The following is a 12,729-nucleotide window of genomic DNA, read 5'->3' on the forward strand; positions in this document are numbered from 1 at the left end:
AAGTCTCGTACCTTAAATCGAAAGTGGCGTGACCGGTACCTGAGTACCGCGGGACACGTGAAACCCCGTGGGAATCCGGGAGGACCATCTCCCAAGCCTAAATACTCCCTAGTGACCGATAGCGAACCAGTACCGTGAGGGAAAGGTGAAAAGAACCCCTGTTAGGGGAGTGAAATAGAACCTGAAACCATGTGCCTACAAGCTGTGGGAGCGGACTTGTTCCGTGACCGCGTGCTTTTTGCATAACGGGCCAGCGAGTTAATCTGTAGTGCGAGGTTAAGTCTTGAGACGTAGCCGTAGCGAAAGCGAGTCTGAATAGGGCGCCAAGTACTGCGGATTAGACCCGAAGCCGGGTGATCTATCCATGAGCAGGCTGAAACTTGAGTAAAATCAAGTGGAGGGCCGAACCAGTATCGGTTGAAAACGATTTGGATGACTTGTGGATAGGGGTGAAAGGCCAATCAAACTCGGTGATAGCTGGTTCTCCCCGAAATATATTGAGGTATAGCGTCATATTAGTTTACCGGAGGTAGAGCACTGACAGGGCTAGGGGCCCCACCAGGTTACCAACCCCTTTCAAACTCCGAATGCCGGTAAATGATGTATGGCAGTCAGGCTATGGGTGCGAAGGCCCGTGGCCAAAAGGGAAACAGCCCAGACCAACAGCTAAGGTCTCTAAATCAATGCTAAGTGGGAAAGGTGGTGGAGTTGCTGATACATCCAGGAGGTTGGCTTAGAAGCAGCCATCCTTTAAAGAAAGCGTAATAGCTCACTGGCCTAGCGATTCTGCGCCGAAAATGTAACGGGGCTAAGCATTGTACCGAAGCTTTGGGTTCATAGTTTACTATGAGCGGTAGGGGAGCGTTCTCAGATGGGACGAAGGTGTACCGTGAGGTGCGCTGGACTAATGAGAAGTGAATATGCTGGCATGAGTAACGATAAAATAAGTGAGAAACTTATTCGCCGTAAACCTAAGGTTTCCTGGGTAAAGTTAATCTTCCCAGGGTAAGTCGGCCCCTAAGGCGAGGCAGAAATGCGTAGTCGATGGGAAACAGGTTAATATTCCTGTACATGTATACGTGTGCGATGGAGGGACGCAGGAGGATAGGCGGTCCGGGTGTTGGATATCCCGGTGCAAGCGAGTAGGGTTGAGTTGCAGGTAAATCCGCAGCTCTCTATGCCTGAGACGTGATGCCGTGTCATTAAACTGACTGAAGCCGTTGAGTCCATGCTGCCAAGAAAATCTTCTAAGTTTAGCGTATGCATACCGTACCGCAAACCGACACAGGTAGGTGGGTCGAGCAGACCAAGGCGCTTGAGAGAACTCTGGTTAAGGAACTCGGCAAAATGACCCCGTAAGTTCGCGATAAGGGGTGCTCGATTCCGTGACCATTTGACTATGTGAGCGGATTTGAGACGCAGGAATCGGGGGGGGCGACTGTTTACTAAAAACATAGGTCTCTGCTAAGTCGTAAGACGATGTATAGGGACTGACGCCTGCCCGGTGCTGGAAGGTTAAGAGGTGGGGTCAGCGCAAGCGAAGCTCTAAATCGAAGCCCCAGTAAACGGCGGCCGTAACTATAACGGTCCTAAGGTAGCGAAATTCCTTGTCGGGTAAGTTCCGACCTGCACGAATGGCGTAACGATCTCCCCGCTGTCTCAACCAGAGACTCAGTGAAATTGAATTACCGGTGAAAATGCCGGTTACCCGCGGAAGGACGGAAAGACCCTGTGCACCTTTACTGCAGCTTGACATTGGTATTTGATTAATCATGTGTAGGATAGGTGGGAGACTTTGAAGCGTGTACGCCAGTATGCGTGGAGTCACCCTTGAAATACCACCCTTGATTACTTAGGTATCTAATCCATAACCGTTATCCGGTGTGGAGACATTGTCTGGTGGGTAGTTTGACTGGGGCGGTCGCCTCCAAAATAGTAACGGAGGCTTGCAAAGGTTCCCTCAGGCTGATTGGAAACCAGCCGTTGAGTGCAAAGGCATAAGGGAGCTTGACTGTGAGAGAGACATCTCGAGCAGGAACGAAAGTTGGTCTTAGTGATCCGGTGGTTCCGAATGGAAGGGCCATCGCTCATAGGATAAAAGGTACGCCGGGGATAACAGGCTGATCGCGTCCAAGAGTTCACATCGACGACGCGGTTTGGCACCTCGATGTCGGCTCATCACATCCTGGGGCTGAAGCAGGTCCCAAGGGTACGGCTGTTCGCCGTTTAAAGTGGTACGCGAGCTGGGTTTAAAACGTCGTGAGACAGTTTGGTCCCTATCCTCCGTGGGCGTAGGAGAATTGAAAAGGGTCTGCCCCTAGTACGAGAGGACCGGGGTGGACGAACCTATGGTGTTCCTGTTGTCGCGCCAGCGGCATAGCAGGGTAGCTAAGTTCGGAAAGGATAACCGCTGAAAGCATCTAAGCGGGAAGCCCGCCTTAAGATAAGTTCTCCCTGGACATTATGTCCCTAAAGATCCCTGGAAGACCACCAGGTTGATAGGCTGGAGGTGTAAGCAACGCAAGTTGTTCAGCTGACCAGTACTAATAGATCGTGCGGCTTATTTAACAACTAATGGAATTCTCTCTTCCCCTATTTACTTATATATTCGAACTTCCAAGTTCACCAAATTTTCTTGGTGGCCAAGGAGGAGGGGGTACACCCGGTCCCATTCCGAACCCGGTAGTTAAGCCCTCCATCGCCGATGATACTGCATGGTAGCGTGTGGGAAAGTAGGTCGCCGCCAAGGAATATTTCCAAAGCCCCAGTCTCTGACTGGGGCTTTTTCTTTTTTATCGAGCGGCTTCCGAGAGCGGGCCGCCCGCACCGTTTCCGAGGCGGCAGGCGATCCTCACGTATGGAGCAATACGCTGCGGTCGCCCGTCCCCCTCGGAAAATGCACATCCGACCCACTCTCGAAAGCCTCGCTCCGTGCGGACGCGGGAGGAGAGAGCCGCTGTTGGTGCGCTATGCGCACCAAGGCGCTCCAGAGGGAAGGCTGGGGTTGCCCGCAACGGAGGGGCTGCCGGCGCTCGCGGTTGGGCGTTGTCCACCTTGCTTTTCGAGAGAGAACGTGCTTGACGGGCGGGTGGGGAATCAGCACTCTGTGCGGGCACTTTTCATTGAAGGAGATCACCATGTTCACTCATGCCATTACCCGCCGTCCGGGACCCGAGATGGTCGACGGCATCACTTCGCAGAACTTGGGCAAGCCGGACTTCGAGTTGGCCCTGGAGCAGCACGACGCCTACTGCCGGACCCTGCGCGATCTGGGCCTGGACGTGACCGTGCTCGATGCCGCGCCGGGATTCCCGGACTGCTGTTTCGTGGAGGACACCGCCGTGGTCTGTGCGGAGGTCGCCGTGCTCACCCCGCTGGGCGCGCCGTCGCGCCAGGGCGAACAGCTGACCATCGAGCCGGAGCTGGCCCGGCACAAGCCCGTGGTCCGCATCGTCCCGCCCGCGCTCATCGAGGGCGGTGACGTGCTCCTGGTGGACAAGACCTTCTTCGTGGGGCTGTCCGACCGCACCAATGCCCAAGGCGCGGCCGCCCTGGCCGACGCGGTCCGGCCCCACGGCTACGACACCGTGGTCATCGCCTGCTGCCCCTCCCTGCACTTCAAGACTGACGTCAACTTCATCGGCAACGACACCATTCTGGTCTCGCCCTGCTGCGACTCCCTGCCCGAGCTGGCCCGCTTCCGGCACGTCGTGGTCGAGGACGACGAGGCCTATGCCCGCAACTGCCTGTACATCAACGGCACGGTCATCGTCCCGGCGGGCTTCCCCAAGACCCTGGCCAAGGTCCAGGCCACCGGGGTCAAGACCGTGGTCATCGACGTGTCCGAGTTCCGCAAGCTGGACGGCGGCCTGACCTGCCTGTCCCTGCGATTCTAGGCAGCTCGCGGTCCTGTTCCGCAATGAAAAGGCCCCGGTTCATTCGAACCGGGGCCTTTTGTTTGCTCCTTCGCGGGTCGGCGGTCGGCGATGGAGGATGTCGAGACCGGGGAAGGGGAGAGGAGGTTGCCTCCCCCGGCCTCGGATGGGGTCTAGTATTGGGTCACGGGCTTGGGCAGGGTGAAGAGCCAGAGCTTGGAGGCGGTCTCGGAGGGCGAGAGCTCGATGTGCGTGTTCACGGGCTTGCCCTTGTATTTGACCTGGCCCGAACCGTCCACGGTGTAGGCGGCGGCCTTGGTCACGGGCTTGCCGTCCTCGTCGTTGACCGGGTCCACGACCTTGAAGGTGAAGCCGAAGTCGTTGTCCGAGGTCACGGCGATGGTGCGCATGTCGGGCAGCAGGGCCACACCCTCGGCCTTGGCGGGTTTCCAGCCGTACTCCTTGATGTCGAGGAGCCTCGTCTTTTGAACGTATTTCACGCCCAGCCCCTCCACGGCGCTGCGGTCGGCCAGGGTCTCAAGCTCCTTGCCGTCATTGGTCTTGACGTCCGAGATGTCCGTGGCCTGGGCCAGGTCGATGAGGTAGATGGGGATGCGGCCCTTGCCGTCCGCGTTCTTGCCCCGCTCCACCAGCAGGAATTTGCTGTCCGAGATGGCGTGCAGGTCGCCGATCATGGCGTGGGCGGACTGGGCGTAGTTCCGGATGTCGTGCGGGTAGGCGAACTGCTCGACCTTGCCGGTGGCCGGGTCGAGGAGCACCAGGCGGATGAAGGTGGCCTTGGACTTCTTGATGTTGCCGTCCACGTCGCAGACCGACTGGACGGCGGCCAGGACCTTGCCGCCGGGGGTCACGGCGATGCCCTCCATGCCCCGGTTGGGCTGGCGGGTGGTGACGATCATGGGCAACTCCTTACCCGGCACGAACTTCTTGACGATCCTGCCGGTGTAGCCGTCGATCTTGGCGATGAACGGGCCGTACTCGTCACAGATCCACAGGTAGCGCTTGTCCTTGCTGTCGATGGCGATGCCCTCGGTGTCCAGCCCCTCGGGATCGAAGGGCAGCCGCTTCAGGACGTCGTCCAGGGGCACTTCGCCGGTGGCTCCCACGGAGCCGATGGGGATGGCCCTGCCCGACACGGGGCGGCCCTTCTCGTCCTTGATGGTGATCAGGGAGGCGAGCACGGCGTGGCCGTCCTTGACGCGCACCGCCCCGAAGGAGGGCGCGAAGTTCGGGGCCGGGAACATCTTGCTGGCCGTGGCCTTGCCGTTCAGCTCGAACTTGGGCGCGTCGGCGTTGGGGCCACGGTCGGTGATGGCGTAGAACACGCGCGCACCGTCGGCGGCGCGGCCCACGTAGGTCATGCCCGAGCCCACGCCGATGGTGAACCCGCCTGGGAACCGGTCGGCGTATTGGCCCGTGTAGGGGACCATGAATTCCTTGGGAATTTCGATGTCGTATTTCTCCACGGTGACATCCGCGGCCCAGACGGTCTGGACGGCGGAGGCCAGGAGCAAGGCGGACAGAATGAGAGAGCGCAGCATGGAATGCCTCCTGATGAATTTTGCATCTTATAAGGAATGTCCGAGAAACAGTTGTTTCAGGGGGGTGGCATTTCTGTAACGTCTAGCGGCTTGCGATAGCGGGCCATCCGCGCATTTTTCCCGGCGCGCTTTCATCCTCGCGTATGCCGCAATACGCTGCGGTGAAAGCCCGTCAAAAGAAAATGCACGCTGCCCCACTCTCTCCCAAGCCTGTCCCACGGCCGGGGGGGTATAAAAAGGCTGCCGTCTAACGCGGAAAGTCGGGCAACCTGCGCGGTGAAGTGGAGTGAGATCGTTCGGGAGGATGGGGGCGGAGCGGAATAGGGCAGAGGGGGCGGTCCATCGTGTGCCTGCCCCGCGAAGCGGAACCAAAAGGTTTGGGAAGGGAGAGGGGATGGGGGAGCCGGAGGGCGGGGAGAGGGAGAACCCTTTTCAAAGGGTTTCCCTCTCCCCGGCCGCCGGAGGCAAGCGCTTACTGGAACAGCTTCTTGAGCGGGTTCACGGGCTTGTCCGTGGTCTTGGTGTCGGTGGTGGTGCCGGTGGAGCCGGAGGTCTTGGAGCCGCCCAGGAGGTCCTGCTTGAGGGTCTTCTCGATGCCCTTGGCGCCCTCCTTGAACGTACCCTTGAACAGGGCCTCGCCCATGGCCTTGAGGTCCAGGGAGATGGACGGGTCGTCCAGGCTGCCCTTGACGTTGACGGGCAGGGGAAGCCCCTTGAGATCCTCGATGGACTTGCCGTCCTGGCCCTCCAGGGTGCCGACCACGGTGACCGTGGCCGTGTAGTCCGTGGTGTTCTTGGGCAGGTCGGCCCAGCCCTGGCCGGTGACGCGCAGCAGCGGGGACTTCATGAGCAGGTCCTTGTTGACGATGTGCCCGTTGGTCAGGGTGGCGGAGCCGAGCAGCTCGGCGAAGTCGGTCTTGGCCGGTTCGTCGCCGCTCACGGCCTGGCCCTTGAGGCGGCTCCAGCCGTCGCGGAGCATCTTGGCCACGTTCACGCCGTGGATGGCCCCGTCGGTGAAGGCGAAGGAGGCGGTGCCGGTCACGGACTTCTTGATGTTGTCCGGGGTCAGGCCCGCGCCCTTGAGGTCGTACTGGGCGTTGGTCGTGCCGCTCAGCCGCTGCTTGCCGGTCAGGTCCTTGAGCAGCGGCCCGGCCTGGACGTTCTTGAGCTGGCCTGTTTCGGTCCAGCCCGCCACGGCCTGGTTGGCGTTGAGGGTGCCCTTGGCCGTGTAGGCGCCGTCATAGAGGTTCAGGGAGACCGGGTCGGCCGTGACCAGCCCGTTCTTCGCGGTGATCGCGGCCAGGATATCGGTGATGGTCAGGTTCATGACCTTGAGCTTGCCCACGGTCAGCCGGGCCTTGAGGTCCAGGTCCTTGAGCGCGCTCAGGTCGGGCTCGGCGGCCGGGGCCTGCGTGGCCTGGGCGGCGGGTGCGGCCTGCTTCGAGTCGGCGGATTCGGACTTGGGCGGCAGGTAGCGGTCCGCGTCGATGTCGTCCACGTTGGCGTTGAGGGTCACGGCGGGCTTCTTGAAGTTTTTGACTGCGCCCTCGGCCGTGAGCAGGGTCTGGTCCAGCTTGACGGTCAGGGACTCCAGGGTGGCCTGCGTGTCGGAACCGTTGACCTTGAGGTCGGCGGACAGGTTCTCCAGGACCTTGGGGTCGGCCGTTTCGGGCGGGGTCAGGCCGAGCTGTTTCATGAGCTCGCGAACCGAGGCCGGGGCCAGCTTGAGTTCGGCGGAGAACGAGGTGTCGTCGGCCTTGCTCTTGGCGAAGAGCAGGCCGGTCAGCTTGAGGTTGAGCAGGGAGAACTCCATGTCGTCCACCTCTATGCTGCCCGCCTCCTGGTCGAACCGGGCGAAGCCGATCAGGACCGGGCGGGTGTCCACCTTGGGACTGTCGAGCTTGAGACGGAACTTGAGTTCGAAGGGGAAGCGGATCTTGTCGCCGACCGCGCCGATGATCAGGCTGAGGTCGTTGACGGTGGTCCTGGTGCCCGCCTGGCGGTCGTCGTAGACGATGTTGGCCCCGGTGATCTCCACGCCCTCGACGGACAGGGACGGGGCGGAGCCGGACTCGGCGGGGGATTCGGAGCCTGTGGCGGTCTCGGCCTCGGCCTTGCCCGCCTCGCCGCCCTTGGCCAGGTCGTCCCAGTTGGTCGCGCCCTGTTTGTTCCTGGCCAGGTTCAGGGTCAGGCCGTCCAGGACCACGGTGCCCACGGCCACGTCCCCCGAGAGCAGGGGCAGGAGCCGGATGGAGGCCTCGGCGCGGTTGATGCGGACCATCTCGTCGGGTGCGAAGCCCGGCGCGTTGCCGAGCGCCATGGGCCCGACCTTGAGCCCGAGCCAGGGGAAGAAGTTGAAGCCGATGTCGCCTTCGAATTTCAGCTCACGGCCGGTGCGATCCTTGACCGCCTGGGATATCTGGACCTTGTAGTCGTTGGGATCGACGACCAGCACCAGGACGATGCAGGCGGTCACGAACAGGGCCGCCAGGGCCCCGACGACGATCAGGCTGATCTTGAGGGTCTTGTTCATGGTTTCGCTCCTAGAAGACTTTTTGCAGAAGTTCGCTGGTGGCCGTGATGTCGCCCGAGCGAACGCCCTTTTCGGTCTGGGCCATGTACAGGAACATGGAGTCCAGGGTCTTGTCGGTCAGGTAGTCCACCGGGTCGAAGGCGGTGCCGGTCAGGGAGGAGAGCTGCTGCACGGCGCTGACCGCGCTGCCGGCCCCGGCCTTTTCCAGGGCGGCCTGGATCAGCGGGGCCGCGTTTTTGGCCAGATCGGACCGGGCGCTCTCCTCGAAATAGCTGGTCACGGCGTCGCTCTTGCCCGAGAGCAGGCCGGTGGGGTTGGCGAACTCCATGCTCTTGATGGTCTTCTGGAAGAGCTCGCCCACGGCCGGGACGGCCGCCTCGGCCGCGGAGTTCAGGTTGGCCAGCAGGTTCGGGGCCACGGTCTCGGCAACCTTCTGGTAACTGTCCGGCAGGGACAGGGACGTGGCCGCCAGCTTGGAGAAGCCGCCGTCCTGGGACAGGGATTCCACGGCGGAATCCGCGCCCATGGAGAGCAGTTCGCGGAAGGCGGTCTCGATCTGGGACGGGGTCACGGACAACCCCGCGGCCTTGGCCCCGGCGTCTCCGGCCGCCTTGAGGGCGTCGCCCCATCCGGCCGAGGCGGGCGCGGCGGTCAGGAGGCAGGAAAGCACGAGCAGCAGGGTGAGCAGGGGGGCGGCATTGTATTTGACGGACATGACGAACTCCGGTTTGCAGGGGTAATGGACAGGTTGAACGATAGCACTCGACGGCCGTTCTGCCTAGGGGGCGGGACGAATTTCGGCACTGTGCACGCGCGCCGGTCCGGGGGCGGACCGGCGCGCGATCATTCGATGAAGGCGGTATGAGGCGGATATAACACGGAGAAGGAGGCGGATCGTACCGAGGTCGATCCCGCGCTTATTCCTGCATGGCCAGACCCTTGAGCAGGCCGAAGCAGCCGGCCAGCATCATGTCGCCGCCCGGTGAGGGGAATTCCACGTCGTACCCATTGAGCATGCCCCGGCGCGGGCCGATGACGAAGGTGGGCGTGAAACCCTCGGCCGCGGCGGGCAGGTCCAGGCATAGGCAGCCGTGCCCCTTCTCGTCGAAGACCTGCTCGAAGGACAGGCAGCCGCAGCGGAACGCGGCCAGGTCGGCCCACAGCTTCTCGCCGTTCACGCAGCCGGTGTGCTGTTCGTAGACCCCGTGGATGCGCCCGTTGAAGAGCAGGAAGGCGATCAGGTGCGAGTTGCCGATGTTGACCAGGGTGATGCCGCGCGTAAAGCTCAGGCGTTCGATCTCGTCCACGTAGAGCGCGCCGAGCACGGCGGCCGCGCCGGTGTCGGCCACGGGCCCGCCGCCGATGTCACGTTGCAGGTCCTTGAGCCGGGTAAGCATGGTGGGCGGGGTCTGGTAGACCAGGGCCTCGGGGCGGCCTTCGCCGTCGTGGAGCAGGGTCTGCCACAGCTTGAACCGGCCCAGGCGGTTGGACTTGCCGGGGTGGAAGCCGTGGTCCTGGGCGCAGGCCGCGATGCGGTCGGGCCAGGGCAGTTCGGCGGCGTCCAGGAAGCGGCGCCACCAGGCCTCGTCGAAGTCGGTGAAGCGCACCGGGACGTAGCCGTCCGGGCAGGTGTCGGTCAGCTCGATGCCCATGCCGGTGACGCGCGTCAGGTCGTCGGCCATGGTGTAGGCGGCGCTCTCGGAGGCGGCCACCTTGAGCCCGGCCTTGAGGTGGGCGTTGACGAAGCGGGTCACGCCGCCGCCCATGTTGCTGCCGTGCAGCCAGACGGGCTTTTTGGCCATGCGCAGGGGCTCCATGCGGCGGCCGATCTGCAGGGCCGGGGAGGGGATGACGAATTTGGGACAGTTCTCGATCTCCCTGTCCGGGTAGTGGAGCAGCACGTCCTGGGTGCCGCTGCCGATGTCGAGGCAGAGTGTGGTTGTCACGAAAATGCTCCTTTTGATGTCCGGCCTAGGTACACCGTGCCGGGGCCCGGCGCAAGGGCATGCGCCCTGCCTGGTCACGGGGATGGGCCGGGTTGACAGCGGACAGGGCGGACGTCATGGTGCGGCATGCCCGTCAAAGTCTTCTGCTACGTCCTCCTGGGCCTGGCCCTGTTCACCCTGCTGCGCTACGGCATCTTCCTGCTTTCCAACGCCCTGGCCGGGCGGCTCGGGCTCATCCGCGAGGAGACCGGCGGCCTGGGCGCGGCCGTGGCGCGCGGCGTGGTCACGGCCATGGCCGCCGACGTGGTCGCCCTGCCGAGCATCCTCTTCCTGGCCCTGCCCGAGCGGGCCGCCTCGCGCACGGGCACGCCCGTGCTCATGGTCCACGGCCTGTACCACAACCGCACGGCCTGGCTGGTCATGGCCCGCAGGCTGCGCCGGGCCGGGTTCCGCAACCTGCACACCTACGGCTACAACAGCTTCACCAGGGACTTCGACCACGCCCTGGCCGGGCTCAAGGACAGGCTGGACGCGATCCTGGGCGACGCCCCGGACGGCGGGGTCATCCTCATCGGTCACAGCCTGGGCGGGCTGCTCTGCCGCTGCGCCGCTGGCGACCCCCGGTTCCGCGACCGGGTGGCCGCGCTGGTCACCCTGGGCTCGCCCCACGGGGGCAGCGAGCTGGCCTGGCTGGGCGGCAACCGCATGGCCCGGGGGCTCATTCCGGGCCGGGACATCACCGAGGCCGTGGCCGAAGCCCCGGACCCGGACTGCCCCAAGCTGGCGGTCTACACCATGGCCGACGACTACGTCATCCCGCTCGACCTTCTGCGCACCGGTCGGCCCGGCTGGCGGGAGCGCGTCTGCGCCCCCATGGGCCACGTCTGGATGCTCTACTCCCCGGAGGTGGCCGACATGGTCATCGACTTCCTGCGCCCGCTCAGGGACGCGGGAACAGACGAGGGCTAGGCGCCCCCCACACAAAAAAAAGAACCATCCCTTTTACTCACTGGCGGAAAAATCAAACGTTGAAAGCCGCTTCGCGGCGCAAGTCGGATGATTTCGCCTCCGGCGGGCGAGGACTCGCGCCCCTGCATCCCCCTTCAGCGCCTGCGACGCAATGTTTCATCGCCACGCGGCTTTCAACCGGCGAAAAGGGTCAACTCTATACGTCCAAAAAAAAGGGCCTCGAACGAGGCCCCTTGCACGGCTTTTCCGTCGGGTCGCTACCCGGTGACTTCGAGGATCTTGGCCTTGAGGTCGTCGGGCTTGAAGGGCTTGGTGATGAAGGCGGTCACGCCGGTCTTGGAGGCCAGCCCCTGCTGGGAGGCCTCGGACTCGGTGGTGACCATGATGATCGGCACGTCCTCCATGCCCGGGGTGGAGCGGATCTTGCCGACCAGCTCCATGCCGTCCATGATCGGCATGTTCATGTCCGTGATGATGACCTCGAACGTCTCGCCCTGCTCGATGAACTCGTAGGCCTCCTCGCCGTTGGCGGCCATGGACGGCTCGAAACCGAGGTCCGTGAGGATGGCCCGGTGCATGGCGCACATGGAGCGCGAGTCGTCCGCTGCCAGAGCCTTGCGCGTGCCCAGGGTCAGGCTCGGCAGCCGGTCCAGGTCCTGCTCCGCGCGCATGCCGCCGATCTCGGCCAGCACGCCCCGGAATTCCTCGACGATCTCCGGGTCCCGGGACTCGGCCAGGGCGTCCACCAGGATGTCCCCGGCCCCCTGGTTGTCGTACAGGCGGTCGAAGATGGCCGTGGCCCGAGAACTGATGACCGCCTTGGCCAGGCGGAAGGCCTGGTCGTCGGCCTTGACGATGAGGTTGGTCAGGGTGGAGATCATGCCCGGATTGACGTGCTGCTCCAGCCCTCCGATGACGGCCATGAGGATCAGTTCGTCGGTCTCGGACAGCCCGTCCACCAGGCAGATGATGCCCTTCATGGTGCCTATGCGGCCCAGGGCCTCGTACACGGCGTAGCGCACGTTGAGGTCGTCGGCCCGGCCCTTGTCGAAGGCGGCCACCAGCCCGTCCGCGCCCGCCTTGTCGCGCAGGAAGCCCAGCACGTTGGCGGCCAGAATCCGGGTGTCCGTGTCCCCGGTCTCGAAGGCGCCCAGGAGCATGGGGATGCAGAACGGGCCCACGTTGATCAGAGCGTCGGTGATGATCCGGCGCACCGTGGGGTTCTTGTGATGCAGGGTGTTGACCAGGAAGGCGATGGTGTCCTCGGTGGCGTTGCGGGCCAGGGCGTCCACGGCCTTCCAGGTGGTGATGTCGCAGACCTCGAAGCGGTCGTCCGCCTCGCTGTCGGCAATGATCTTCTTGAATTCGGCAATGGACTGCGGGTCGCCGAGCTTGCCCAGGGCCTCGATGCACGAGGACTGGATGAACGGGTCCTGGTGGTTCAGGAACCGGCGGAACACGGGGGTGGCGGCCTCGTCGCCGATGCGCGCGAGCGAGGTCAGGATCTCCATCAGGCGGTCGATGTCCTGCTCGGTCAGGGCCAGGTCCACCAGCGGCCCCACCGCGCCCTTGAGGCCGTATTCCCCGGCCACCCGGATGCACAGGATGCTGAACCCCTCGTGCGGGTCCTTCAGTCCCTCGATGGCCTTGTCCTCGTCGCTCGACAGGACCGCGTTCAGGGCATTGACCACCATGTAGTCGATGGACGTGTCGCCAACGGGGTCCTTGAGCAGGTCCACCAGGTCGGGCAGGGCCTCCGAGTCCTTGCTTCCGGAAATCTCATTGAGGATCGTGATCTGATCCAGGAATTCCTTTTCTCTGAAGTTGTCTAGTGGTGACATGTC

General features: G+C 63.2%; 7 protein-coding genes and 2 rRNA genes (1 of these 9 only partly in view). 4 read left to right on the plus strand and 5 right to left on the minus strand.

Going from position 1 to position 12,729, the window contains the following annotated elements:
• The 3 genes from DND132_RS13945 to DND132_RS13955 form a co-directional block, all read left to right on the plus strand.
• Nucleotides 1-2,568: ribosomal RNA gene (locus DND132_RS13945) — 23S ribosomal RNA — on the plus strand (it extends 371 nt beyond the left edge of the window).
• 66 nt (nucleotides 2,569-2,634) lie between these two features.
• Nucleotides 2,635-2,749, plus strand: a 5S ribosomal RNA gene (rrf, locus tag DND132_RS13950).
• Nucleotides 2,750-3,137: 388 nt separating this feature from the next.
• A complete protein-coding gene (locus DND132_RS13955) occupies nucleotides 3,138-3,896 on the plus strand; it encodes a dimethylarginine dimethylaminohydrolase family protein (protein WP_014323398.1) in 759 nt (252 codons plus the stop codon).
• 152 nt (nucleotides 3,897-4,048) lie between these two features.
• Here DND132_RS13955 and DND132_RS13960 read toward each other — a convergent pair whose 3' ends face one another.
• The 4 genes from DND132_RS13960 to DND132_RS13975 all read right to left on the minus strand — a co-directional run bounded on the left by DND132_RS13960 (nucleotide 4,049) and on the right by DND132_RS13975 (nucleotide 9,916).
• Complete coding sequence (locus DND132_RS13960) at nucleotides 4,049-5,437, minus strand: esterase-like activity of phytase family protein (RefSeq protein WP_014323399.1); 1,389 nt, start codon at nucleotides 5,435-5,437, stop codon at nucleotides 4,049-4,051.
• 472 nt (nucleotides 5,438-5,909) lie between these two features.
• Entirely contained in the window at nucleotides 5,910-7,970 is a 2,061-nt protein-coding gene (locus tag DND132_RS13965) for an AsmA family protein (protein ID WP_014323400.1), read from the minus strand.
• 10 nt (nucleotides 7,971-7,980) lie between these two features.
• The gene (locus DND132_RS13970) at nucleotides 7,981-8,685 is read right to left on the minus strand and encodes a DUF4197 domain-containing protein (protein ID WP_014323401.1); all 705 of its coding nucleotides are present in this window, start codon (nucleotides 8,683-8,685) and stop codon (nucleotides 7,981-7,983) included.
• 202 nt (nucleotides 8,686-8,887) lie between these two features.
• A complete protein-coding gene (locus DND132_RS13975; RefSeq protein WP_014323402.1) occupies nucleotides 8,888-9,916 on the minus strand; it encodes a DUF1786 domain-containing protein in 1,029 nt (342 codons plus the stop codon).
• A 126-nt stretch (nucleotides 9,917-10,042) separates the two neighbouring features.
• Between DND132_RS13975 and DND132_RS13980 the strand changes: the two genes are divergently transcribed.
• The gene (locus DND132_RS13980; RefSeq protein ID WP_014323403.1) at nucleotides 10,043-10,885 is read left to right on the plus strand and encodes an esterase/lipase family protein; all 843 of its coding nucleotides are present in this window, start codon (nucleotides 10,043-10,045) and stop codon (nucleotides 10,883-10,885) included.
• Between the two features lie 257 nt (nucleotides 10,886-11,142).
• On the opposite strand, the gene DND132_RS13985 is transcribed toward DND132_RS13980, so the two are convergent.
• On the minus strand, nucleotides 11,143-12,726 hold the full coding sequence (locus DND132_RS13985; protein ID WP_014323404.1) for a HEAT repeat domain-containing protein: 1,584 nt from the start codon (nucleotides 12,724-12,726) through the stop codon (nucleotides 11,143-11,145).
• Nucleotides 12,727-12,729 lie beyond the last annotated feature (3 nt).

This window comes from Pseudodesulfovibrio mercurii, from assembly GCF_000189295.2.
Lineage (GTDB): Bacteria > Desulfobacterota > Desulfovibrionia > Desulfovibrionales > Desulfovibrionaceae > Pseudodesulfovibrio > Pseudodesulfovibrio mercurii.